The organism is Pseudomonas sp. 21LCFQ010, assembly GCF_024129905.1.
Taxonomy (GTDB): Bacteria; Pseudomonadota; Gammaproteobacteria; order Pseudomonadales; family Pseudomonadaceae; genus Aquipseudomonas.
On the sequence record NZ_JAMYDZ010000045.1, the window covers coordinates 1 to 23,895 of the forward strand.

A 23,895-nucleotide genomic window follows, 5' to 3' on the forward strand; every position below is an offset into this window, starting at 1 on the left:
CGAGCGGCTGCCGCACGCCTCGTCAGTAGCAGACTACGAAGCTCTGCTACCGTGGAACTGCTCGCCAGAAATGCCACAGTAAACCGTTAACCCATCGTTGGGCAGGTGGGGTTTATGGATCGCATACGGTCGTGCCGGCCAGCGGCTGACATTAATGCCTACCTCCTGATGATCCAGGGTTTCAGGCTTAAGGTCTTTCCAGCTCTGCCCAAGGACTGGCACCAGGTGCGACATCACCGAGGTCTCCAGCCCAGGAGTTGGCCACTCTCGGTGCATTGGCGCCAAACTCAAGGTTTGCCTTCGAGAGCAATAGCCATGCGGTCGGCGCCGTCGTAGCAAGGCCGTGGCCGGACGTCGCAGGCCAACCAGAGGTTGGCCACACGTTTACCGGGCAGTCCTGAAAGCCTTGATCAGGCACACAAGCTCGAAGACTCTTCATCACCTAGCAACAAAGGCAGATGCTCGACCAAGTGTGCGATCCAACTGCTAGTCCTGGCGTCGGCCAGTCGAGTATCCGGGGACACCGCGTAGAGGCGTCCGTAATCAGCCCGATAGCACTCCAGTACCTGCACCAGGCTGCCTTCCTGCAAGCCTCTGGCCGCAATGTAAGCCGGTAGCAAGCCAATTCCCAGCCCAGCGAGAATGGCAGAGTACAAAGCTTGCTCGGAGTCAGAGCGCAACGGCACATTCTTCAGTGCAACACGACATGTCCCCTTGGGACCGAACAACTGCCAGACATCTTCAGCATGCAAGGTTTCGTTTAGGGCCAAGCAGGTATGGGATTGCAGATCATGAACACGGCGCGGCCGACCATGGATCGCCAGATACCCCGGCGACGCACATAAAATGCCGTGGACACCACCGAGATCTTGCACCTCACCGCCACCGTGAGGCGCAGCGCTCTGGCGCAGGATCACCATGTCATAGCCTTCGGCGATCAGGTCCGGAAACTGCCGGGATATGCTCAGTTCGAAACTGACAGCCGGGTAACGCTGGCGATAGCGGCTGACCAGTTCGGGCATTACAGAGTCGGTGAGTCCGTTCATGACATGGATACGCAGACGCCCCATAGGCAAGGTCTGTTGATGCTGTATCTCGGCCTGGGCGATTTCGACCAAGCCGAGAATCTGCTCGCAACGCGGCAGGTAGCGCTTGCCGGCTTCGGTCAGCGCGATGCGGCGGGTAGTACGGTTGAGCAAGCGAATACTCAAGTGCCCTTCCAGGCTGGCGAGCATTCGCGAAATGTTTGCGGTCGTGGTTTCCAGCCTGGCCGCCGCAGCAGTCAGGCTACCCATCGCTACGACGCAGGTAAATGCGCGCATACATTGTAAAACGTCCATCACTGTAACTCCCATGTCAAGACCAGAAAGCAGAGCCGGCGTAGCGCGAAGCGCCGCGAATCAGCCCGGAACGGGTAACCAGCGGCGCACACCTGCTCCGCTCTTGCCAGACAGGGGGCTCCATGAAAAATCCCAGGGTGGTGATTGCTCTTGCTCCAGAGAAACCGGAACGCCTTGCAGGCCCCTCTTCCACTCGATGACGAAGACCGACCCGGACTGCCAAGCCAGCACCAGCCCCTTGGCTTGCGAAACGTCAGTGGCCACCCACAATGCTGCGGCCGCCACCATAAAGGCCTCGATATGCTCGTCAGTCACCTTCTCCCGGTAAGAAGAGTCCAGCAGCCAGCGGCAGACGCTCAGGTAGTAGGTCCAGTCCAGCACCGGGTGATGCCGGTAGGCCCAAGTCATGAAACGCCGGAACAGCTCCAGACCTTCCGGCGGATCGAGCTTCATTAGGCCCGGACAGACATCGAACAGCGTGTGCCAGTACGGCAGCAGCCGTGCGTCCAGATGCACGAAGCTGCGCGCGTTGCAGGGATAGTCAGGAAACGGCAGGAGGAAATCAGCCTGACGCGAGGTGCGCCCGACTGTGGGGTTCGGCAGCAGCGTGTCGCTGGCCGATGAGCGATGCGGTACACGAGACATCCCGTGCTCCTTATGTGTCAGCTAAAGGCGAAGCGCGGCACTGGTCAGGTATGGGTGACCGGCTGGCGCATGAAATCGACAGAGCAGACAGCACCAGGAGAAGCCCGAGGACTAAGCGAAGGCCAGAGATGTCGTGGCAGTGAACAGAAACCGGCGCACGCGGCTCCGATCGGTTGGAGTGAGCCGACCGGAGCCGGCAAACGGAGCACTAAGCCTGACGGCCCGCCAATTGAACCTTGGGAGCACAGGCAGTGGCCCTTGTCGGCACTGTGCGTCGTACCTGATCCGGTTTCATCGGGCGCGGAGTATTGCAGGCCGCCAGAGGAACAGAAGCTGCCCTGCAACAGCTGGTAGATGTTCAGCTCTGCGAACGCACTGGCCATCGGCAGCATCATGATTTTCATCACGATCGCAAGCAGGGCCGCTACCCAGACATTGTCCCAGGTGCGCTCATTGAGGCCGCAACGTGTCATGGCGATGACCCGTGTTTCAGTGCACTAGACTAACGCAGCGAGGCACGCGGCCTGCGCGGCTCACGCCGTCAGACTCTGAGTGATGCAATGACATGATCTGGCTTCCCGATTGACCTGGATGCCAGATGGGCATCGCAGGTGTTCCTTGACGTGCGCGCTCTTACCCGCGTCTGCCCTGGCGAAACAGGCAGCAGACGCGCACAAGGCGTGCTTCAGCAAACAGGGCCATCAGACCCTTGGCAGTGATGTCAGAGAGGAGAAGCGCGGGGGTTTGCCGCAGGCCAAGAGTAGCGCGGTGGCGCCTTGCAGCGTGGCTCACCGGGATAGGCCTGGCGTCGGCTGGCAGCGCGCAGCCAGGTCAGGCCGATGAGCAGGACCAGGCACACCACGGCGGCCGAACAGAGCGGGCAAACCCATGGGCCGCCCGTATCGAGGCTGCCTTGTGGCCGGGCGTCTTCGCTGGCCGAGGAGCGGATATCGTTACCACTTGACCAGCAGTAACCGCTGTCCAGGCCACTGAGTGCCAGGGCGCTCATCTGCCCGTGATGAATACCGCAGAACAATAGGCTGAACAGAACGCTGGCGTAGAGCATCCATGCTGTCAGGGATCGTTGTGCGGCAGTCAGTTTCATGGCGGCAACTTTAACACTGATGGCGCAAGCCCGGCGAGCCTGCATCGCCGACCTGTTGTCGCACCTTCGCACAGCTCAGCCTCTGGACCAACGGGTGACAACGTTGGGTGTCCTGAACAGCTCGCAACCCACGAACAGCAACAGGCTGATGCCCAGCAGCGGTAACGCCAGCCCAAGCAGCAAGGTCACCAGCAAAAGTCCGGTTTGCCGGACCGGCGTGCAGGCTCGCCACGCCTGGACCAGCGTCGGTGAGGCGGCGCGGTCCAGACGACGCTGCCAGCACAGCAGATATCCCAGGCAAACCATGAATACGATCCCGGCACCGACAATCAGTAACAGCACCTGATTGGCCAGACCGAACAACACCCCTGTGTGTGCATCGATGCTCCAGCGCAGTATTCTGCTCGGCCATGGCTGCTGGTCGGACCTTTGCTGCTTCACGACCTCAAGCGTTCGCGCATCAAGGGAGACCGTATCAGACCGGGTCGGCCAACGGCGGCGGATCTCGCTGACGGTCCAAGTCTGCCCGGCATTGGTCGGCGGATGGATTTCCAGCTCGACGGCAGCCAAGCCAGCAGCGCGGGCCGCCTGCAGGACCCGGTCGAACATGGCCGGATCCGCTACACCAAAGTGACTGGAGGACATGTCAACAAGTGAGTGGTTCGGCGTCGGACGGCTCGGTGCCCTGCCCTCATCTGCGCGCTCCACCCAGCCCAGATACTGGCCCAGCACCTGTAGACGCTGCCCGGCGTAGCGGCTGCCACCAAGCCCCGTCAGGGAAAAGAACACCAGCGCAGCCGCCAGGATCATTCCCAGGCAGACATGCTCATGGACAATCGTGCCCTCTTGCCTAGACTTGCGGGCCCTGGCCAGATATAGACCGCCAAGCGCTGCAACCCACAGCCAGGAAGCAGCCAGTTCGCTGTAAAGACGCCCGGCCTCCCCCATCAGTATGTTCTGATGCAGTCGTTGCAACCAGGCCCGTAACGGAAGCACGCCATCATCGCCCTGCACCGTCAGGTCACCGACCTTCTGGCCGGTCACCGGGTCGATGAACAGCGCGCGTTGCTGCGAAGCCGGCTGGTTCGGCATACGCAGCACCACTCGCGTGGTATCACCGACCGCTGCTGGCGGGCGCAGAGCGGTCAAGGTTGTGGTGCCTGAGAGCTCGTGGCTGATCGAGCGAAGCTGCTCGGTCAGTGGCAACGGTTCGCCACGATGCTCGGTGCGCAAGGCCGAGGCGTACAAGTACGCCTCCAGTTGCGGGGTCAATGCGTAGGCGATGCCGGTCAGCGCTGTCAGTAGCAAGAAAGGCCCGACAAGCAGGCCGATGTATAGATGCAGGCGCCTGACCAGAATGACACCTGTCGACTGGGATGAAATGTGCGACATGACAAGTACACCCTCAGACAAAACAACCGCTGTTGATCCACCAAGCGCAAACCGGGTGCGGTGCACCTGCATCACAGCACTCAATCGGGTTGATCAGAATCGTCTGCGATTAGGGCACGGCGCACCTGCTCGTCCTCGGTGAGTTCAAACCACATGCCGTTGAGTACAGCGAAAGCGGCTGCCAGTGGCAGACCGAGCAACCAGGCGAAATACCACATGGGTCGTGCTCCTTGTATGAGGTTTCAATAAGCGTGTTGCTTGCCGTCTTCGATGGCCTGGGCATCGACCTTGCCCCACAGCACCCGATACACCCAGGTGGTGTAGGCAATAATCAACGGCAGGAAGATCAAGGTGCATACCAGCATGATGAACAGGGTCAGATGACTTGATGAGGAATCCCATACCGTCAGGCTGAATTGCGCGTCTAGGGTCGACGGAAGGATGAACGGAAACATCGAAGCTCCGACCGAAATAATGATGCCGCTGATGGTGCTGGCGCTGGCCAGCATCGCCAGAAGGTCGCAGCGGGCGCGCATCAGAGCGAAGGTCAGCAGGGGGCCAATTAGGCCCAGCGCCGGTGCCAGGAGCAACCAGGGCTGGCTTACATAGTTGCTGAACCAGGCTCCAGGAGTGACCTCAGCGGTCTTGAACAGCGGGTTGGACGGCCCCTCGGTATTGACCGCCGAGGTAATGCTGTAGCCATCGATCCATTGCCACAGCGCCAGTCCCGCCAAGGCGTAAAGCACCAGCGTCAGCAAGGCCGCGAAACTGCCTGCGTTGCGCGCCCGGCGAGCGACTTCACCGCCGGTCTTGATCCGCAGCCAGGCGGCACCATGGGTGACCAGCATGCCCACCGACACCAGCCCGCACAGCAAGGCAAAGGGGTTTAGCAGGTCGAAGAAACCGCCCTCATAGTAGATCTGCATTTCCGGGGTCAACCGGAACGGAACGCCAATCAGCACGTTGCCCACAGCCACGCCACAGATCAGGGCAGGAACAAAGCCGCCCACAAACAGCATCAAGTCCCAAGTCTGACGCCAGCGCCTCGAAGGCCGCTTGCTGCGGTATTTGAATGCGACTGGCCTGACGATCAGTGCTACCAGCAGCAAGAACATCGCCAGATAAAACCCTGAAAAGGACACAGCATACAGCTGTGGCCAGGCGGCAAAGATCGCACCGCCGCCCAGGATCAACCAGACCTGATTGCCTTCCCAGGTCGGCCCTACCGCATTGATGACGACCCGGCGTTCGATGTCTGTCCTGGCAACGAAAGGCAGCAAGGTGCCAGTCCCCAGGTCAAAACCGCCCATCAAGGCAAAGCCCAGCAGCAAGGCACCGAGCAACAGCCACCAGATGATTCGCAAGGTTTCGTAATTCAGCAGTTCATGCAGGATCATGATTCACTCCGCTGGCACATGGATGGGTTGACGGGTAGCCACCGAAGCACGGCCGTAGGTGACCATTTTTTCCTGCTCCGGCTCCAGATCCGGACCCTGATTAATAGCTTTGAGCATCAGCTTCATCTCGACCACGAACAGCACGGTGTAGATGGTCACGAAGCCTGCGATGGTCAGCAGCAGGGTCTTAACCCCCAGGTTCGACACCGCCATGGCGGTCGGCAGGACGCCTTCGATCACCCAGGGCTGACGTCCGTACTCTGCCACGATCCAGCCTGCTTCAATGGCCACCCATGGCAGCGGGATAGCGCACACGGCGACCTTGAGCAGCCACCGGTGACGTTCCAGACGGTGCTTGGCCGACAACCAAAAAAACACTGCGGTCAGGACAATGAAAAACATGCCTAGCGCGACCATGACCCGAAACGCCCAGAACAACGGCGCAACATGGGGAACCGTATCCCAGGCGGCCTTGCTAATCTGCTCATCAGTGGCCTGGCGCGGGTCATCGACATAACGTTTGAGCAACAAGGCGTAGCCCATTTCGCTACCATTGGCCTCGAACGCGGCCTTAAGTCCAGGCGAAACGGTCGTAGTAGAGCCCTCGGCACGAATCTGCTGCAGCGCGTCATAGGCCTCGATACCGCGGCGGATACGTCCTTCTGCGCTGATCACCAGATCTTTGATGCCGGGCACCTCTTGGGTCAGCGAGCGCGTGCCAATCAGGCCCATAACCCAGGGAATATGGATCGCGTAATGAGTTTCCCGCGCCTGTTGGTCTGGAAAGCCGAATGCAGTGAAAGCCGCCGGTGCAGGTTCGGTTTCCCACATGGCTTCAATGGCTGCCAGTTTCATCTTCTGGTGTTCGTTGGACAGATAGCCACTTTCGTCGCCCAGCACCACCACCGACAGCGCCGAAGCTAGGCCAAATGACGCCGCCACCGTCAGCGAGCGCTTGGCCAGGTCAATGTGCCGCCCCTTGAGCAGATACCAGGCAGAAATACCCAGCACGAAAATGGCTCCGCAGACATAACCGGCCGAAACAGTGTGCACGAACTTGGCCTGGGCGACCGGGTTGGTCAGCACGGCAAAGAAATCCGTGACTTCCATGCGCATGGTCTGCGGATTGAACGCCGCCCCCACCGGGTTTTGCATCCAGCCGTTGGCGATCAGGATCCACAACGCCGAAAAGTTGGTGCCGATGGCCATCAACCAAGTCACCAGCAAGTGCTTGACCGGCGTGAGCTTGTCCCATCCGAAGAAGAATAGGCCGACGAAGGTGGCTTCCAGAAAGAATGCCATCAACCCTTCGATGGCCAGCGGCGCACCAAAAATGTCGCCGACATAATGGCTGTAGTAGCTCCAGTTCATGCCGAACTGGAACTCCATGACGATCCCGGTGGCCACTCCCATAACGAAATTGATGCCGAACAGCGTGCCCCAGAATCGCGTCATCTGTCGCCAGACGACGCGCCCAGTCATGACATAAACGGTCTCCATGATGGCGACTAGAATGGATAACCCTAGGGTCAGGGGCACAAACAGGAAGTGATAGAGCGCCGTTATCGCGAATTGCAGTCGCGACAGGCTGACGATATCCAGGTCCATTTTTTTCCTCGATCAGGCAAGTGTTCAATCAGGGCGCAATTGCTCAAGCGCCTCGTCATATCCGTGACTGCCGCGCCACCAGTGGTCCACAATCCGGCCATCGCGTAGCAGTACCAAACGATCCGCAAGTCGCGCTTCACGCCGTAGATGGGTGGCCAGCAACCAGGTCCGGTCGCGGCCCTGTTCACTCAAGCGGCGCAGGACTTCGCTGGCCGTGTGGTTATCCAGTCCCTCGGTGGGCTCATCCAGCAACCACACAGGCTGGTCGCGCAGTAGCAGCCTGGCCAACGTCAGACGGCGGGCCTGGCCGCCGGAAAGGCCCAGTCCGCCCTCGCCCAGGCGCGTATCAAGACCCTGCGGCCACTGCCGGAGAGTGCTGGCCAACCCGGCGGTGCCCAGTACCTGCCACAGTTGCTCATCGCAGGCAGAAGGACGGGCCAGCAACAGGTTGTCGCGCACTGTGTCGCGAAACAGTTCAGTGCGCTGGGTCAACCAGCCGTACTCGCCAAGGCTCAGCTCGCCTTGGCGGATCTGCAACTCACCGGTCAAGGCGGCCATGAGCGAAGACTTGCCGGCACCACTGCTGCCGATCAGGGCCACCCTTTCACCAGCGGCGATCTGCAGATTGATATCTCTCAGACAGTCGCCGCCGGCACCGTCATGGCGAACATGCACGCCTTGCAGGACAATCTCGCGCTGGCCAGCAACTGGCTCAGCGTCACAGCTCACTACACCGGCTGGCTCCTCAACCAACTGTGGACTGACCCGCTTGGCGGCCAGGGTACTGCGCGCCACCTCCAGGGCTGCGCGCCGCAAGGCCAGCAGCGGCTCGCCCAGGGTCAGGGTGAGCAGGATCCCCAGTACCGCCAGCGGAACATCGATCTGCTGGTCGGCCACCAGCCACCCCGTAGCCAGCATGACACCGGCCACCAGCATGCCGCTAAACAGCCCAAAGCCCAGCGCCGCACCCGCGTCGAGTTGCTGCAAACGGTCATCCTCGCGCCGCAGCTGTTGCTCGGTCGCCAGGAGGGCCTGGCAGTGGGCATCGACCTGACCACTCATCAGCAGTTCGGTCTGCCCGGCCACCAGATCGCTGCATTGCCCGCGTAGCTTCTCGAGCCGACAGGCGCGCAGTGCTGCTGGCCGTACCGCTGCTGAGGCGGTCTTGCCCATCACCATCGCACTGACCACCAGCGAATACACCAGCACCAGCACACCGAGCCGTGCATCGACCAGCAGCAGCGCAGTAGCCACAGCCAACACTGCCACCAGCGCCGTGCCCAACGGCAGCCAAATACGCAGGTAAAGCGAATCGAGGGCGTCGACGTCGCAGGTCAGGCGAAACAACAGCCGCGCCGGGCGTAACGCCAGCCGCCGCGCCGCACCCGGCCTGGCCCAGCCGCAGAACAACTGCACGCGCATTCTCGCCAGCAACTCCAAGGTCACGTCGTGGGTTACCAGACGCTCCGCATAACGCGAAAATGTGCGCCCCAGAGCGAACAGACGGATGCCTGCCGAGGGCATGAATACATCGAACACCAGAGCGGTGGCCACACTCACTCCCGCCAGCGCCGTGGCGCTGATGAACCAGCCAGACAGCCCCAACAGAGCCGCGCTGCACAAGGCGGTGATGGCCGCCAGCAGCACACCAGTCTGTAGGGTGCAGCCACCCTCGCGGCGGAACCAGCCGATCAGCAGGTAGAGCGCCGGACGCTGGGCTTTGCGGCTCATGAGCAAGGCTCCAGCGTCGCGACGCTTTCAGGCTGCTGGTGCCCTAATGGGGCGAGCAATATCTGCCGCGATAGGGCGCGGATCAGCAGTGGGTCATGAGTCGCCACCAGCAGGGTCCTTCCTGCGCTGATGGCCAGCAAAGCATCAATCACCTCGGCAGCGGTCTGGCGATCCAGATGTGCCGTAGGTTCGTCAGCAAGAATGATCTGCACGCCAGGATCCAGGGCAATACGTGCCAGCGCCAGACGCACCTGCTCACCTCCTGACAACCCCACGCCCTGCTCTCCCAGACTGGCACTGCTGTGGGCCTGCGCAACATTAGCTAGGCAGGCCTTTTCCAGCGCTGCGTCGATTGCCTGTCGAGTAAATCCTTGGCGGCCCAGGCTTACATTGCGCGCGACACTGCCAGCAAATACGTGAGGCTGCTGACCGACCCAGCCAATGGTGCCAGGCACCGCATCGATAGTGATGCTTCCCTCTTGCACCGGCAACAGCCCGGCAACGGCGGCCAGCAGCGTAGATTTTCCACAACCGCTGGGACCGGTGAGCGCCACATGCTCGGCCTGTTGCACTTGCAACGACAGCCCGGCGAGCACCGGCTGCCGGGCACCTGGATGGACCAGGGTCACATTTTTCAGACGCAGCACGCAGGGGCCAGAACCAGCCGTATCGCCACACCATTCGACCGTCCCCAATGGACTGCCCTGCTTGCTCAGCGTGTGCAACGCTTGCAGCGCGCTGGTGCCGGCGGCCTTGTCGTGCCAGACCGTCGACAACTCACGCAAAGGCTCGAAGAACGCTGGTGCCAGTAACAAGACGAGCAGGCCCTGCCCTAGTGTCAACTTGCTGCCCCAAGCGCCGAACGGCAATTCACCGAGCAGATGAAAACCGATGTACACCGCCACCAGCGCGACGCCAAGCGCGGAGAACAGCTCCAGCACCGCCGATGACAGAAAGGCAATACGCAGCACCTTGAGGGTCCGCTGCTTGAGTGACAGAGCGGTCAGATGCAGCCGCTGAGCGCTATGCCCGACGGCGCCGAAGGCGCGCAGGGTAGTCATGCCTCGCAGCCGGTCAAGCAGAAAGGCATGCAACGCGCCGTGCTCAAGCAGCTGTTGCTCGCTGGCCGCTTTGGCCCGCCAGCCGACCAACGCCATGAACAACGGGATCACTGGTGCCGCCAACAGCAGAATCAACGCAGCGGTCCAAGAAAACCAGGCGACCAGCGCTGCAATGACAAGCGGCTGGATCATTACCCGCTGGCGGACAGGCAGGTAACGCATCAGGTAAGGCAACAGGGTCTCGGCCTGCTCGGCGAGCACACTGGCGGCCAGCCCGGCAGGTGCGCGGTGGCTGTCCAGCGGCGAACGCTGAGCCAGGGCCACGATACAATGACTGCGCAATGCGCTGATCTGGTTGCGGGCGGTCAGATGCAGACGCCACCCGCCCCAGCAGTCCAGAGTACTGCGCAGCCCGGCAGCCAGGGCCAGCACCAACGCCGCCGGCCACAGTACGCTCAATGGTTGGTGGTCGAACAGGCCCTGTACAAACCAAGCGATGGACGCCGCCTGGACGATCCACAACAGGCCGGCCATGCACTGCGCTGCAGCGCCCAATGCATCCGCTCGAAGATTCATGGCAGCAGACAGCCGGTCGAATCTGATGATTGTACCGGTGAGCAGTAGTTGCCAACCAGACCGGCCAGTACGTTAGTGAAGGTGAGCATTGAGCAGTTCCAGACAGACGCTTGAAGCGATGTGAGCAGTGCCTGCCACGTTACCCTCTGGATTTTGTCCGGTTCAATCGCGACAGCCTGTCGCAGCCTGCGCGTACTAAGGACATCCGCGCGCCCCTGGCAACTGGCAGGGCCTGTGCCGCGCATGCTCTGTGGCAATCTGTCGCAGGATGAACGGTACTCTTTCCAGCAACCGCTCGCAGCCCCGCCAGCCGGAGCTGCCAATACCCCTCGACGTAACACGAACAGCCCCGCACGATCTTTCATGCCTAGCGAGTGCGACAGGAAGTCGCACTACATCAAAGCGCCAAGCCAGAGCTCGACTTGCTCCCGAGCTGCGACCAGTTGTCGCAGTTGAGCGGCTTCGGACGCCTTCCCTACCCTGCCGGCCTACATCAGCACTAACCCCTTGAAGGCATGACCCATTTCATGAAAACAATCGTTATGCTAGCCCTACTCGTGTGTACGACCAGCGCCGTGCAGGCTGCACAGGATCCCCAGCAATTGTTCCAGCGCTCGTGTGGCCTGTGCCACAACGGTCAGGCGGCGGCCCCCCGCAAAGGTGATGTAGAGGCGTGGAAACCACGACTGGCAAAGGGCATGGACACCTTGGTCAAACACGTGACCGAGGGCTTCAATGCCATGCCAGTGCGTGGGCTGTGCTTTGATTGCACACAAGAGGATTACTTGGCGCTGATCACCCTGATGTCTGCGCCGGAGTGAGCGCCCCGCGAGCGATAAGGTAATGAAGCCTCTTTTCAAACGTTTCCTGACGTCGCGGCGCACCTGGATAGTCGGACTGTGCACAATCGGTCTGGCCGGTTGCGACGACACCCGGCGCCTGGCGGAGGTAGAACCCGGAGAAGACCATCCAGGCGCTGCGACCACGGTCCAGCGCCAAGACGCCAATGCGTTCTCGATACCGGCGCAGAATCTGTCACCTTCAAGGCGGATGGAATTCTTCATAGGTAATGCGTTGTTTCGCAACATCTGGGTGGCCGAAGGCGCCTTGCCGGCCAGTCGCAGCGGTGCTGGTCCCCTGCTTAACACTGATTCATGCCAAAGCTGCCATATCAAGGATGGGCGCGGCCATCCTCCGGTACCCGGCAGCCATGCTGCGGCGCTCTCCAGCCTCGTGCGGCTGTCGATACCGGCCACTGCAGGTGATGAACAAGCGCTGCTGCGCGATGGCGTGGTCAGCGAGCCGGTTTATGGCGGACAATTGCAGGATAACGCCTTGGGTGGCCACCCACACGAGGGACGAGTGCTGCTCGAATACCATTACAGCACCGTGCACCTGCAGGATGGTACCGCCGTCGAGTTACGTAAGCCTGCGCTACAAATCGCTCAGTTGGGCTACGGTCCGATGCATCCGCACACCTTGTTCTCGCTGCGCGTGGCCTCGCCGATGATCGGCCTGGGTCTGCTGGAGGCCATCGACGAACGTGACTTGCTGGACAATGTCACTCTCCAAGCGCATGCCGGCGAGGTGAGCGGCCGCCTCAATTACGTGCGAGATGTGGTGCAAGGCACCTCAGTCGTTGGCCGCTTTGGCTGGAAGGCAGGCCAGCCCAACCTCAACCAGCAGAACGCCGCTGCCTTTGCCGGCGACATGGGGCTGACCAGTACCCTGTTTGCGCACGATGACTGTACTGCGCGCCAGGAACGCTGCTGGAAAGGCACTGCGCAGCCCCCCGAAGTCAGCGATGCCCGCCTGGCCAGCGTGCTGTTCTATACCCGCATGCTGGCGGTGCCAGCACGGCGCAACCTGGGGCAGCCATCGGTTCAACGTGGCAAGGCCCTGTTTCAGGACAGCGGCTGCGCTGCCTGCCATCGCCCCGCCTATGTCACCGGCCAGCATGTGGAGCCGGAACTGTCCGGGCAGTTGATCTTTCCTTACAGCGACTTGCTGCTGCACGACATGGGCGAGGGTCTTGCCGACGGACGACCGGAATTTCTTGCCAATGGACGGGAATGGCGAACCCCGCCCCTGTGGGGGCTGGGTCTGACCCAGGTGGTCAATCCCCAAGGGCGTTATCTGCATGACGGCCGCGCTCGTACCCTGCTGGAGGCCATCCTCTGGCATGGCGGTGAAGCGCACTCTTCAAAGGAAAAGGTCAGGCGCATGTCGGGCGCAGATCGTGAAGCCCTTTTGGACTTTCTCAAATCGCTCTAGGAGTTTCCCATGGTTCGCTGGCTACTGCTTATCAGCCTGATCTGCACCGGAGCCGGAGTGCTCTATCACAAGGCCTTGCATCCAGGCGTCGACACCAGAACCCTGAACAACGCCGGCATCTTCCTGTTCCCGACTCCCCGGGCCTTGCCCAACGTTCAGATTGAAAGCATCGACCACCAACCGTTCGATACGACCTTCCTGTCCGGGCGATGGACGCTGGTGCTGTTCGGCTACACCTTCTGCCCGGACATCTGTCCCACCGCGCTGAGCGATCTGCGCAAGATCAAGGCAGCCTTACCCGCCCAGGCAGGCGCCGCACTGCGGGTGGTGATGGTCAGTGTCGATCCACAGCGTGACTCAGCCCAGGCCATGCAACGTTACGCGGCCTGGTTCGATCCGGCGTTCATCGGCATGACCGGCGAACCTGAGCAATTGCACCAAGCCTCGGTGACGCTGGGGTTGCCGTTCGTGCCGCCCCCCGCCGGTGAGACAGACTACATCGTCGCCCACAGCGCCAACCTGGCCCTTATCGACCCCGCTGGCCGGCACCTGGGGTTCGTGCGCGGCCCGCTGAAGGTCAATGAACTGATCCTGGCCCTACCGGATCTGCTGATGAGCCAGTAGAGCAGCATCTTTTGGGGGGCACCCTGAATCAGTGCTGATGCCCATGATCGTGCTGCTTGTCAGCCGGTGCATCTTTGTACACCACCACCTGGACTTCGACCTTGCCGGCCTTCTCGAATGTCAGGGTCATGGGGAAGCGCTCACCGGCTTTGGGTTGGCGCTGTAACTGCATCAGCATCACATGGTAGCCGGAAGGATCGAAGGCCACTTCGTCGTGTGCCGGTACCAGCACCTTGTCGACATGTTGCATCTTCATCACTTCGCCATTCTGGACGTGCTCGTGCAAATCGGCCTTGCCAGCAATCGGCGTGCTGACCGCGACCAGATTGTCAGCCTCGGCGCCCTTGTTATGAATCACGAAATACGCCGCTGAGGTCGGAGCAACTTCCGGCATTTCGCGTGCCCAAGCGTGATCAATCTGCAGGTTGCCTGCGGTGAACTCATGCGCCTGGGCATTGAACATCGCAGCCAGCAAGGTGAAGCCCAATAGTGTTTTTTGCATGAACATGAATATGCCTCTGTAAATGAAGGTGCTCGAGGTCGGGCACCTGTAGGGTTTCAATCAGTGCCCAGCAGGCTTCTGGCCGTGCTGTGCGTCCATTTTCACTACGCCTTGAAACAGGGCGAACTGCTTCATCCGCTCGGCGGGCAAGCGCGCTTCTGCTTCTCTGACATTTTTCACCAACGCGGTGGCTTGCGCCTCATCCAGTCCCGCCTTGCGCAGGGTGTCGGCATTGAGCAGGCTGTCGCCGGCACACAGCACGATGCTCCAGCCGCTGCCCTTGCGTCTCAGCAAGGCACGACCACCGCGCTGTTGCTGGGTCCAGCCGGCCACCGCATGGTCGCCTTCAATAGTCACTGGCTCGACCTGCAGGGGCGAATCCGGGCGGTCCCATATGAGCTTCATGGTCCGGGCGATGCTCTGCTGGTCTGTCTCGGGGCTGGCCATCAGTACCGGGCTGGTCATGGCCACCAGTAAGGTCAGGGTTACGATCCATTTCATTGGTCTTTCTCCACTGTCGAAACAATTGTCGGGGGCTGCCCCCTTGTGTCGTCCGGGGGTAGCGACGATCAGATGCCCATGCGCACACCCAGCTGGGCCGAGGTCCCCGGCATCGTGTAGCCAGGCCGGTAGGCGTATTCACGGTCGAATAGGTTCTCGACGGCGACGAACGCTTCGCCGGCCTTGCCCAGTTGCGGGATCGCATGCCCAACCCGCAGGTTGACCACGGTGAAACTGCCCACCTGCTCGAAGTTGTTCGAACCTTCGGTACGGGCCTGTTGTAGTACGTACATCGAACTCTGGTACTGAGCATCGGCACTCAGACGCCACTGGCCGGTTTCATAGGTCGTGCCGATCGACAGTGAGCGCTTGGGCGCATACGGCAGGGTCTTCAGACTCGGGTCCAGCCAGGTGAAACCGACGAAGGTGCTCCACTGCGAAGTCCAGTTCTGCTGCCAGGACGCTTCAGCACCGCGGATTCGATAGTCACCCAGGTTGACGTATGCTGGTTGTATCACCGCCGGCGGGAAGGCAAACAGGTAGCGATCCTGCAGTTTGTCTTTGAACACCGCCAGGTCCAGGGTGGTGCCTGCCAGCGGTGTGAACTTGACCCCCAGTTCCTGATGATCAAGCGTCTCGGGCTTGAGGTCTTTCCAGGTCTGCCCAAGGGCCGGTACCAGATGCGACACCACGGCCGTTTCCAGACCAGGATAATTGACCCCGCGTGAGGCATTGACGCGCCATTCGACCTGACTATTGGACAACAACAGTCCAGCATGCGGCGCCGTAGTGCTTTCATAGACGTTGTGGTCATAGCTGCGAATGCCGACAGACGGCGTCAGCATCCACTCATCGTTCAGCTCTATGGCCTGGCTCAACGCCACATGCGGCGATACCACACGCAGGGTGGGCGTATTGAATTGATCACCGACCGCCGGCGCTACGCGCTTGAATGCCACATAGCCTTCGGTCTGGTCGATATCCAGGCCCAGGGCGATCTCGCCTCCCTTCCATAGCTGTAACGCTTCCTTCCAGCGCAGCCCCTGCATGGTGAAGCTGGTGATGGTGTCACCGTCCAGGCCTGTTTGGTTCAGCGCACTGCCACGGCCTTCGTTGCGATACACCTTCATGCTGCCCTGTACACTGTCATAGGCATGCTCGACAGAGAGCGACAGCAGGGTACTGCGGGTATTGAAGTCACCCGTTTTGGTCGCTGGTAGCCCCTTCTGTCCAGGATCTGAGGCACGGTTATCAGCGTGCAGGGCCAATACCCTGGCCGACCAGTATTCGTCAAAGCGGTAGCCGATGCGTGCCATGCCGTTTTCCAGACGCCCGTCACCGTCTTTGCGGTCGCCGTCGGAACGGGCGACTCCTTGCGCAACCGAGTAATCCCACGGGCCGTTGCGTCCGGTAAGCGATGCCTGCTCGGTAAAGGTTCCAAAACTCCCACCGGTCAGTTGCAACTCGCCGTGTTGGTTGTCGCCTGCCTCAGCCGTACGGGGTGCTAGGTCGATTGCCGCAAAAGTGTTACCGAACTTTTGTGGCTGCGGCCCCTTGTAGACGCCGATGCTCTGCATACCATTGACCGGAAGCAGATCTAATAACGGATGGTTCCACACAGGCATGTAAAACGGCACACCGTCAATGTAGGTCTTGATCTCACTACCTGGCCGACTGGCGCCCATGCCTCGAATATATACTGCTCCTCCCTCTCCGCCGCCGAACGAGCCGACAGGGTTGAAACGTGAAACTGTAACTCCGGGAGTTCGTCGTAATGCCGAGGACAGGTCCAAGGCATTGAGATCGCGAATCTGCTTCTGGCTGACATGAGTGCTCATCGAAGCAAACGCATCAGTGCGATTCTCATCAATAACTGCCGAGCCAATGACATCTGAGGCCGGAAGCTCCACGGCTGCCCGCGCATTCCCACTGCTTCCCAGCAACAGAGCTGCGACACCCAGACAAATGCTCTTGTTATTCATGATCGAGTCCTTGAAATGCTATCCACCGCGCGATGCGCGGTGGTCCATGTACTTTTCAGAAATCCAAGGTAAGGCCGGCATACACCGCACGACCATCACCCGGCGCATGAAGCGACTGCCGAACACCTACGCTGTCGTCGTACCAGGCGTACTCGTAGTAGCGATCGGTGATGTTCTTGGCCTGCAGATCGACACTCAAGGTTGGCGTCACTCGATAGGTCGCCCCCAAGTTGAACAAGGTGTAGGCGCCAAACTTGCCGGTGCTGTTGGTGCGTTCCAGGTAGTAATCCGTCTGGCCGTTGGCCCAGGCCGACAGTTGCAGTTTCGGCGTGACCTGCCAGGTAGAACCGGCGGAATACAGGTGATGCGGCACATGGTCCATCTCCTGACCCTTGCTGGCCGGCAGGTTCGGGTTGGGCTTGAGGATCTCGGAGAACTGCCGCGAGTACGCCAGCCACAGGCTGGTGGTGTCGGTGGGGTACAGATTGACCTGCACATCCCAGCCTTTGCGCAGGGTCTGGCCGACGTTTTCGGCATCGCCGACCGCGTCATTGAGTTTGCGCTGCACCTCATCAGAGGCCTTCTGTTCCCAGTAGGCGATACGCCCATCGATCCAGGCTGCCGGACGGAATTTGATGCCCGTTTCCCAGCCGTCGTTGATCGAGGGTTTGAGGTCATCGGCCTGAGTCGACAGACGATAGGCCGCCGAGCCGACGCCTACCTGATAGCTGCGCCCCCAGTTGGCGTACAGGCTGGCCTGTTCCCATGGTGACCAGACTACGCTGAGCTTCGGCTGGCGAATAAGGCCGTAGTCGTTGACGTCAGCATGCTCGCCGCTCAGACCGTTGACGTAGCCACCATAAAGTTTGTCGATCCGGTAGGCCGGAATGATCTTCAGTGACTCGATTGGCTCTATCACCGCCTGCACATAGGCACCATAGATGTTGAGGTCGAACTGCTGATCGCGAGTTTGCGCCGTGCGGCTGCGCAGCAAGGTGCGGTAGCGCAAGCTTTCGTTCTCCTGACGCTGCACCTCGGCACCACCTTCCAGGGCGAAACCGTGCAGGAAATCGACTTGTGGTCGCCAGGTCAGGCTGCTCAATGCACCGTACTGGGTTTCATCGCTATAACGCTCCTGCTGGGCACTGGTGCGCCAATACTGAGTCCAGCGACGGTCCTCAAAGGTGTTCACATATGCCTTGGTGGCCCAACTCAGATCGTCAGTCAGGCTGGCATCCAGGTGCAGGCTGAGCTGGTTCATTTCCCGCTCGCCAGTGTCGGTGGCGTTGTTGGCATAGGACTGGCGCGGCCGGTCGCGACTGTCGGCACGGCTCAGGTAACCGGCCTCGTCAGCATCGACCTTGTAATGCCGAGCAATCAGGCCAGCACGCCAGGCGCCGTCATCAGCGGTGTAAAACCACTTGCCGGCAAAGCTCATACGTTCGGCGTCGGCATGGTTGCGATAGCCTTCGCTAGCTTGATAGCTAAGAGCGTAGTTCTGGCTCCAGTTGCCCGACTCTATACCTTTTACCAGTTGCACCTCGCGGGTATCGAAACTGCCGTAGCGCACGCGCAGCTTGCCATCGTTCCCGCCTTGGCGGGTGTTGATCGTGGCGTTACCGGCAATGTTATGCAGGCCATAGCGCGGGTCGTTGGTACCACGGACCACTTCAATGCTGTCGATTTCCAGCGGAAAGACCATGTCGATAAACGGCATGTTGCCGTCATTGGTGTTGCTTGGAATGCCATCGATCAACAGCTTGACCGCGTTGACCTCGCCCTCACCATTGAAACCACGGAACGACAATTTGCCTGAGGTCGTGCCCTGATTGAACTGGGTGAGCATAACCCCCGGCACCTTGTTGAACAGCTCCCAGCTGTACTGCACGGGTTGCTTTTCAAGAATGTCGGCACCGACCACATCCACTGAGCTGAGAATGTTGCGACTGGCCAGCGGGCCGCTCGCACCTCCCGTAACAGTCACAGCGCCCAGGGTAACTACAGAATCAGCATCGCTTCGACTCTCTGCCACCGCCTGGCTCAATGGTGCAATGGCAAACAAGCCAAACATCATTGCGGGCGCGACTGTAGACCTGAGGGAGTGCCGCTGGTGTAATGACACGGGTTCTTGAACCTGAATACGCATGTGAAAATCTCTTTGAACAATAAATGAAGGTAAACCGGGGACAGGCTGCTTCGTCTGTCCACCAGCCTTGAAGATCAGAATTTGAAGGCCAGGCTCAATTCGGCGCTGCGCGGAGCACCTATGTAGATCTGGGTTGCCGAGTAGCCTGAGTATTCGCCGTAAAATCTGTCCGTGAGGTTTCTCCCTCGCAACGTCAGCGTGGCGTTCTTCATCTCATACGAGACAGAGGCGTCCAGCGTCGTGTAACCATTGACAAAGTAGGTATTGGCGGTGTCGGTGTAGAAGCCACTGGAATGCTTGAGATAGGCCCCGACCGTGACGGGAAGCGGCTCAAAGCGATAGATAAGCGCGGCGTTTGCCGTGGTGTGCGGTACGTTGACCGGATGATTGCCCGAGCGGTCGGCACCGCCGGCCTCTACCAGGTCTTCATATCGTGCATCCACGACAGAGACCCCCAGATCGGCTCTCAGCTGTGACGTGATCTTGGTTGACGCGCTCAACTCGGCACCCCGTGAGCGCTGTTTACCGCCCTGTACCGTCAGGGTTGAATCGTTGGGATCACGGGTCAGAATGTCTTCGAGATCGATCTGGTAAACGGCACCAGTCAGATTGGTGCGGCCATTGAACAACGAGGCCTTGACCCCTAGCTCGACAGATTTACCCTTGGACAGATCGAAGTCACCGTTGGCCGAGGAGATGACCAGCAGCGAGGAAACCGGAGTGACAGCGGTGCTGTACTGAGCATATAGCTGTACATCCGGCGTCAGGTTGTAAACCAAACCTGCTCGCCAAGAGAAAGGGTCGTAGGTAGGGTGGAATTTCTGTGAGGTCCCCTGATTGACATCATCAATCGTGCGACGCAGGTTGATGTCTTCATAGCGCAGACCGCCGACCAACAACCAGTCATCCGTCAGGTTGAATGCGTCTTCTGCAAAGACCGAGGAGCCGTCCATGGTCGATTGATAGACCACGTTGCGCCCGGCCCCCGGCCAGTTCGCCGCACCGCTCCCAGGGAATATTCCCAACTGAGGGTTCCAAGGGTCGACAGATGAAGTGGTGCCATTCTGACGAGGGTTATTCATATCGTTGAAGCTGTACTCGGCCCCGACACTGAAGCGGTTACGAAAGCCTCCGATCAACTGGTCGTTGCTGGCACTGATCCGCTCGCTCCAGAACTGATGGTCATGGCTGACCCGCTGCACGGTACGGGCAAACTGCCCGGTCGCTGTAACGTAGTTCTGTTCGGAGGACACGAAAAACTCACGCCGTGCGGTGTAGTGGCTGAGGATGTTATTGAGCGTCCAGTGGTCGTTCAGGCGGTAATCCGTGGTCCAACGCAGCGTCGTGCTGCGGGCACCGGAATTGGCGCCGTCGGGGTTGTAGTTACTACGGCGCAGAGACTTGTCGATCACCAGACCGTTCGCACTGCTCACGATACCGCTCGGATTACGCGCCACACTGACGGGCACCAGCGGGCTGCCGTTGTAAGTCGAGTCGTACTTGTCATAGTCGTGATCGAAAGCAAAAATCATCGACAAGTCGTCATCAGGCTTGAACAACAGGCTGGTGCTGAGGTTGAACGCCGTGGTGTCCTGATCATCGACATCATAGAAACTGTCAGAACGCACATAGCTGGCGTCGGCGCGCAGGGCCAGCGTTTCGTTCAACGGCTGGTTGAAACCTATCGCCGCCCGGCGGGTACCGAAACTGCCGGTGCTGAGCAAGCCCTCCAGCTTCTGTTCATCCAGGGTCGGTTTGCGGGTCACCAGATTGATGGTGCCTCCCAACGAGCCTTCTCCGTACAGTACCGAAGCAGGTCCCTTGAGCACCTCGACCTTCTCGTACTTCCAGGTATCCATGTCGCGGGTGGTGAGTGTCGAGGCCGCCACCCGCACGCCGTCCTGCAACACGTTCACGGTATTACCAGTAAAACCGCGCATGGACACCACGGCCGGGTTCCCCGGCACGTTGCCCACGGTCACCCCTGTTGCGTCAGACAACGCTTCTTTGGTGGTACGCAGGCCTTTTTGCTGAAGCTCAGCCTGAGTACGGGTCTCGACCGAGGCCGGCGTCTCCCTGGCGGTCAGCCCCAATCGGCTGCCTACATTGTTTGGGCTGTCCAGATGCAGCCGATCATCAGCGTCGTTAATAGCTTGGCTGCTGACCTGAGTGGCAGGTAGCTCCAGATTATTTGAGGAGGTGTCGGCAAGCACACTCTTGCACGCTAAAGGCATTAGACAGGCAGCGGCAATCCTCACCGCAAGTAGCGAAGGTCTCATGTGGATCTCGATGTAAGGTCACAAAAATCGGCGGCATCCCTTCAAGGAAGGAACGGCCTATACGGATTTCCGGTACAGCGACCCTACGGGTGGTGCGTGACTTCTGGCCCCAGGAAACACAGGCGTGTCGCGAGCAGCCAGACGAATAGAGAAAGGACTGAAGATGGCGCCGACGATGGGTTGTCGCAGCACATCGGTAAACGTCTGCACAATACCGGGGCTGTTGAACAACAAAGAGCAGTAGCCGCAAGCATCCAGCAAATGCTCCAGCGACACTGATTGATGGTGGTGCTTTCCTTGCTCCATACCCATGCAGGGATGTTCTGCCATGGGCATGGACATTGGCATCGCATGTGGCATGGGCTGGGCATGCTGCATCCAGGCACTTGCCTGGCCAATCAAAGGCCCAAGCAACACCATGAACATGGCAAAGCACGCCAGCCAGTGACCTGGCGAGCGTCCAGTGCTTATGCGCGAATCAGGCTTCATGCACCTTTCTGCCATGCAGACGTAGAGTCAGTAGCAGGTCCAGAGCCAAGAGCAACACCAGGCTTACACCAAGGACAGGCAAGCCCCATCCGGTAAGCGCGGCCAGGATGAGTACAACCAATCGCCAGCGTACTGGCAGATCACGCCAAACTGCGATCACAGTGGTCTGGGCAGACAGTGATAGCCTTCTGCGCCACCACATCAGATACCCGAAGGTGACCATAGTCACCAGGCCCAAACCAGTGATGATCAAAATCAACTGGTTCACCCAACCGAATAATACGCCCATATGCGCATCAATGCCCCAGCGGGTTAGCTTGGCGGCTAATGGATAGTCTTGAAAAACAACATGGTCGATGATTTTCAGACTGCCCGGATCTACAGATACCGCATCGACATGAGTCGGCCAGCTACGGTCAATCTCGCTAACGACCCACGCACGCGTTTCGTCGCGACCAGGTTTTATCTCCACTTTACCTGCGTTAACCCCCGCCGACCGGGCGGCCGACAGTACCTGCATAAACACACTCGCCTGCGCAGGTTTTGCCTGCACGACCATCGAGCCGTCATGGTGGTGCTCAGCATGCTCATCGATTGGTGTCGAGTGGTTATCAGGCCTTAACGTCGTACTCACAGACGGCGTCGACCAACCGAACTGAGCGCGCAGCACCCCGATGTTTTCACCGGCATAGCGAGACCAGGTCAATCCGGTGGCAGAGAAGAACAGCAGCCCCAGCAGCAACCATAATCCCATACTGCGGTGCAGACTGCGCAAGCCGGTGCGGTTGACGGGCGCGCGATGACTCAACCAGATAAGCAGTCCGCCCAGTGCTGCAAGCCATAACCAGGAGGCAGCCAGTTCACTGTAAAGCCGACCCACGTCGCCCAGCATCAAGCTGCGATGGAATTGGTCAATGGCCGTTCGCAAAGGAAGTACGCCACTGGTACCGTAAACGTTCAGTTGGCCAAGCACCTTCGCGGTGACGGGATCAACAAAGAGAGCGCGGCTCTCCGATGCGCCATGACTAGCATCAATGATCATCACCCGCGTTGTATCACCCACACCTGGGGCTGGACGTACTGCGCTTATTGATACATCGGGCCCCGCCACCTTGAGAGCGCTTTCAATTTGCTCATCCAATGGTTTGGCAGGACCTTGGCTACCCGTGTGCAAGACATCTGCATACCACCAGTTTTCCAACTGCGGAGTGAGCGCGTAAGCCACCCCACTCAGCGCAGCGATGAGAAGGAATGGGCCAATGAACAGGCCGATATAAAAATGCAAACGTCTGAGCAGGGCCTTGGTCGCCTGGGTACCAGACCTTGCAGATGCTTGTGGGATGTTGAACATCAGAAGATCCACTCATCATGTCTGTGACAGATAAAAACCATCACATAAGACATTGGCTATCAGTGTTCAGGCGCTGTCCTGGACTGCGTTCATATGAACTCTTCAGGCACGCCGCATTCGAGCAAAATCTGCTCAGACAATAATAGTGAATGGGGATGCGCGAGGGTTCGCGGAGGGCCAGGAATAGCGAGGGGGTGCCTTACAGCGAGGTTCGAGGCTGATCAAAGGCGCACTTCGTAAGAACGGCCATATCATTGCCATTAGAAGCAATACGACCGCCATGCCAGCACCGCAAATCAGACAACCAGCCTGGCCAGCCATCCACGAAGTGTCGGCGCCTGCAAAGTCCTTACTGCTATCGACGGGCGAATTATTGGATTGGGAACAAAACACCTCGTTGATGCCACTAAGGGCCAACGCGCTCATCTGGCCATGGGCAATGGCACAGGAAAATAGATTGAACAGGACGCAGGCGTAGAGCGTCCATGCAATCAGCGGGCGTAGGCGGTGACTGTTCATGGCCGCGACTCTATCACCCACAGATACATCAGGCCACCGTCTGACCTGGCTTTTTGATACTCATGCTCCGCCTTAAACCGTATGCGTCCGGCCAAGTCATCTATCCAGACCTGCAAAGCCAGTTACCTGCCCTCCCCGCACAGATCCGTACGTGCGGACCTACCACATACCGCTTCAGCCTCGGATATGTGACGAAAAGCGATCCTCATGGTAAGGCTGTTCATTTCTAGTGTAGTGTTTCACAAGTACCAATGAAAATATGGTCTATGCTCATTTGAAACCCACTCGTGAGAGCTGAGCATTTATATGGGCCGACCAGCGACTGTCATTGTCTTGTCTGAAGCCGAAAAAGCCGAGCTTCTACGCCGCGTTA

21 protein-coding genes are annotated in these 23,895 nt (G+C 59.6%); 3 read left to right on the plus strand and 18 right to left on the minus strand.

From position 1 onward, the window contains the following. Nucleotides 1–410: 410 nt before the first annotated feature. The 10 genes from NJC38_RS28215 to cydD form a co-directional block, all read right to left on the minus strand. Nucleotides 411–1,322 (minus strand): LysR family transcriptional regulator, encoded by a 912-nt coding sequence (locus tag NJC38_RS28215; protein ID WP_253118083.1) that lies wholly within the window; start codon nt 1,320–1,322, stop codon nt 411–413. A gap of 78 nt (nt 1,323–1,400) precedes the next feature. Next, nucleotides 1,401–1,985: a putative natural product biosynthesis protein gene (locus NJC38_RS28220; RefSeq protein ID WP_253118084.1), complete on the minus strand. Its 585-nt coding sequence runs from the start codon at nt 1,983–1,985 to the stop codon at nt 1,401–1,403. A 44-nt stretch (nt 1,986–2,029) separates the two neighbouring features. Continuing rightward, nucleotides 2,030–2,458 (minus strand): DUF2946 family protein, encoded by a 429-nt coding sequence (locus NJC38_RS28225; RefSeq protein WP_253118085.1) that lies wholly within the window; start codon nt 2,456–2,458, stop codon nt 2,030–2,032. 248 nt (nt 2,459–2,706) lie between these two features. Continuing rightward, on the minus strand, nt 2,707–3,090 hold the full coding sequence (locus NJC38_RS28230; protein ID WP_253118086.1) for a DUF2946 domain-containing protein: 384 nt from the start codon (nt 3,088–3,090) through the stop codon (nt 2,707–2,709). 75 nt (nt 3,091–3,165) lie between these two features. Continuing rightward, a complete protein-coding gene (locus NJC38_RS28235; RefSeq protein ID WP_253118087.1) occupies nt 3,166–4,482 on the minus strand; it encodes a PepSY-associated TM helix domain-containing protein in 1,317 nt (438 codons plus the stop codon). Nucleotides 4,483–4,562: 80 nt separating this feature from the next. Then, nucleotides 4,563–4,700, minus strand: a complete 138-nt coding sequence (cydX, locus tag NJC38_RS28240; protein ID WP_253118088.1) for a cytochrome bd-I oxidase subunit CydX — start codon at nt 4,698–4,700, stop codon at nt 4,563–4,565. A gap of 24 nt (nt 4,701–4,724) precedes the next feature. Then, the gene (gene cydB / locus NJC38_RS28245; protein ID WP_253118089.1) at nt 4,725–5,879 is read right to left on the minus strand and encodes a cytochrome d ubiquinol oxidase subunit II; all 1,155 of its coding nucleotides are present in this window, start codon (nt 5,877–5,879) and stop codon (nt 4,725–4,727) included. A gap of 3 nt (nt 5,880–5,882) precedes the next feature. Beyond that, on the minus strand, nt 5,883–7,487 hold the full coding sequence (locus tag NJC38_RS28250) for a cytochrome ubiquinol oxidase subunit I (RefSeq protein ID WP_253118090.1): 1,605 nt from the start codon (nt 7,485–7,487) through the stop codon (nt 5,883–5,885). A 24-nt stretch (nt 7,488–7,511) separates the two neighbouring features. Then, nucleotides 7,512–9,218, minus strand: coding sequence for a thiol reductant ABC exporter subunit CydC (cydC, locus tag NJC38_RS28255; protein ID WP_253118091.1), 1,707 nt, complete (start codon nt 9,216–9,218; stop codon nt 7,512–7,514). Next, nucleotides 9,215–10,855 carry a thiol reductant ABC exporter subunit CydD gene (gene cydD / locus NJC38_RS28260; protein WP_253118092.1) on the minus strand — a complete coding sequence of 547 codons (1,641 nt, stop codon included), beginning with the start codon at nt 10,853–10,855 and terminating at the stop codon, nt 9,215–9,217. Before cydD ends, cydC begins: the two co-directional genes overlap by 4 nt. A 527-nt stretch (nt 10,856–11,382) precedes the next feature. Here cydD and NJC38_RS28265 point away from each other — a divergent pair. The 3 genes from NJC38_RS28265 to NJC38_RS28275 are packed head-to-tail and all read left to right on the plus strand — an operon-like array spanning nt 11,383 to nt 13,753. Beyond that, on the plus strand, nt 11,383–11,676 hold the full coding sequence (locus NJC38_RS28265; protein WP_253118093.1) for a c-type cytochrome: 294 nt from the start codon (nt 11,383–11,385) through the stop codon (nt 11,674–11,676). A gap of 22 nt (nt 11,677–11,698) precedes the next feature. After that, complete coding sequence (locus NJC38_RS28270) at nt 11,699–13,129, plus strand: di-heme oxidoredictase family protein (protein WP_253118094.1); 1,431 nt, start codon at nt 11,699–11,701, stop codon at nt 13,127–13,129. 9 nt (nt 13,130–13,138) lie between these two features. Further along, complete coding sequence (locus NJC38_RS28275) at nt 13,139–13,753, plus strand: SCO family protein (protein WP_253118095.1); 615 nt, start codon at nt 13,139–13,141, stop codon at nt 13,751–13,753. Nucleotides 13,754–13,781: 28 nt separating this feature from the next. On the opposite strand, the gene NJC38_RS28280 is transcribed toward NJC38_RS28275, so the two are convergent. From NJC38_RS28280 to NJC38_RS28320, 8 genes are all read right to left on the minus strand, one after another. Next, nucleotides 13,782–14,261: a copper chaperone PCu(A)C gene (locus tag NJC38_RS28280; protein ID WP_253118096.1), complete on the minus strand. Its 480-nt coding sequence runs from the start codon at nt 14,259–14,261 to the stop codon at nt 13,782–13,784. 54 nt (nt 14,262–14,315) lie between these two features. Next, the gene (locus NJC38_RS28285) at nt 14,316–14,756 is read right to left on the minus strand and encodes a copper uptake system-associated protein (protein WP_253118097.1); all 441 of its coding nucleotides are present in this window, start codon (nt 14,754–14,756) and stop codon (nt 14,316–14,318) included. A gap of 68 nt (nt 14,757–14,824) precedes the next feature. Further along, nucleotides 14,825–16,738: a TonB-dependent receptor gene (locus NJC38_RS28290; protein WP_366856665.1), complete on the minus strand. Its 1,914-nt coding sequence runs from the start codon at nt 16,736–16,738 to the stop codon at nt 14,825–14,827. 55 nt (nt 16,739–16,793) lie between these two features. Continuing rightward, nucleotides 16,794–18,809, minus strand: coding sequence for a TonB-dependent receptor (locus NJC38_RS28300; protein ID WP_253118103.1), 2,016 nt, complete (start codon nt 18,807–18,809; stop codon nt 16,794–16,796). 149 nt (nt 18,810–18,958) lie between these two features. Then, the gene (locus NJC38_RS28305) at nt 18,959–20,977 is read right to left on the minus strand and encodes a TonB-dependent siderophore receptor (RefSeq protein WP_253118098.1); all 2,019 of its coding nucleotides are present in this window, start codon (nt 20,975–20,977) and stop codon (nt 18,959–18,961) included. A 243-nt stretch (nt 20,978–21,220) separates the two neighbouring features. Beyond that, on the minus strand, nt 21,221–21,652 hold the full coding sequence (locus tag NJC38_RS28310) for a DUF2946 domain-containing protein (protein WP_253118099.1): 432 nt from the start codon (nt 21,650–21,652) through the stop codon (nt 21,221–21,223). Next, the gene (locus NJC38_RS28315; RefSeq protein WP_253118100.1) at nt 21,642–23,003 is read right to left on the minus strand and encodes a PepSY-associated TM helix domain-containing protein; all 1,362 of its coding nucleotides are present in this window, start codon (nt 23,001–23,003) and stop codon (nt 21,642–21,644) included. The genes NJC38_RS28310 and NJC38_RS28315 overlap by 11 nt, the downstream gene beginning before the upstream one ends. Nucleotides 23,004–23,135: 132 nt before the next feature. After that, on the minus strand, nt 23,136–23,522 hold the full coding sequence (locus NJC38_RS28320; protein WP_253118101.1) for a DUF2946 domain-containing protein: 387 nt from the start codon (nt 23,520–23,522) through the stop codon (nt 23,136–23,138). Nucleotides 23,523–23,895 lie beyond the last annotated feature (373 nt).

Bases quoted from the DNA above. Each gene is read 5' to 3' on its own strand.
- NJC38_RS28320 (WP_253118101.1), bottom strand. From the start codon at position 23,522: ATGAACAGTCACCGCCTACGCCCGCTGATTGCATGGACGCTCTACGCC.
- NJC38_RS28275 (WP_253118095.1), top strand. From the start codon at position 13,139: ATGGTTCGCTGGCTACTGCTTATCAGCCTGATCTGCACCGGAGCCGGA.
- cydC (WP_253118091.1), bottom strand. From the start codon at position 9,218: ATGAGCCGCAAAGCCCAGCGTCCGGCGCTCTACCTGCTGATCGGCTGG.
- NJC38_RS28265 (WP_253118093.1), top strand. From the start codon at position 11,383: ATGAAAACAATCGTTATGCTAGCCCTACTCGTGTGTACGACCAGCGCC.
- NJC38_RS28290 (WP_366856665.1), bottom strand. From the start codon at position 16,738: ATGAATAACAAGAGCATTTGTCTGGGTGTCGCAGCTCTGTTGCTGGGA.
- NJC38_RS28310 (WP_253118099.1), bottom strand. From the start codon at position 21,652: ATGAAGCCTGATTCGCGCATAAGCACTGGACGCTCGCCAGGTCACTGG.
- NJC38_RS28225 (WP_253118085.1), bottom strand. From the start codon at position 2,458: ATGACACGTTGCGGCCTCAATGAGCGCACCTGGGACAATGTCTGGGTA.
- cydX (WP_253118088.1), bottom strand. From the start codon at position 4,700: ATGTGGTATTTCGCCTGGTTGCTCGGTCTGCCACTGGCAGCCGCTTTC.
- NJC38_RS28270 (WP_253118094.1), top strand. From the start codon at position 11,699: ATGAAGCCTCTTTTCAAACGTTTCCTGACGTCGCGGCGCACCTGGATA.
- NJC38_RS28215 (WP_253118083.1), bottom strand. From the start codon at position 1,322: ATGCGCGCATTTACCTGCGTCGTAGCGATGGGTAGCCTGACTGCTGCG.
- NJC38_RS28250 (WP_253118090.1), bottom strand. From the start codon at position 7,487: ATGGACCTGGATATCGTCAGCCTGTCGCGACTGCAATTCGCGATAACG.
- cydB (WP_253118089.1), bottom strand. From the start codon at position 5,879: ATGATCCTGCATGAACTGCTGAATTACGAAACCTTGCGAATCATCTGG.
- NJC38_RS28300 (WP_253118103.1), bottom strand. From the start codon at position 18,809: ATGTTTGGCTTGTTTGCCATTGCACCATTGAGCCAGGCGGTGGCAGAG.
- NJC38_RS28230 (WP_253118086.1), bottom strand. From the start codon at position 3,090: ATGAAACTGACTGCCGCACAACGATCCCTGACAGCATGGATGCTCTAC.
- NJC38_RS28280 (WP_253118096.1), bottom strand. From the start codon at position 14,261: ATGTTCATGCAAAAAACACTATTGGGCTTCACCTTGCTGGCTGCGATG.
- NJC38_RS28285 (WP_253118097.1), bottom strand. From the start codon at position 14,756: ATGAAATGGATCGTAACCCTGACCTTACTGGTGGCCATGACCAGCCCG.
- NJC38_RS28315 (WP_253118100.1), bottom strand. From the start codon at position 23,003: ATGTTCAACATCCCACAAGCATCTGCAAGGTCTGGTACCCAGGCGACC.
- cydD (WP_253118092.1), bottom strand. From the start codon at position 10,855: ATGAATCTTCGAGCGGATGCATTGGGCGCTGCAGCGCAGTGCATGGCC.
- NJC38_RS28235 (WP_253118087.1), bottom strand. From the start codon at position 4,482: ATGTCGCACATTTCATCCCAGTCGACAGGTGTCATTCTGGTCAGGCGC.
- NJC38_RS28220 (WP_253118084.1), bottom strand. From the start codon at position 1,985: ATGTCTCGTGTACCGCATCGCTCATCGGCCAGCGACACGCTGCTGCCG.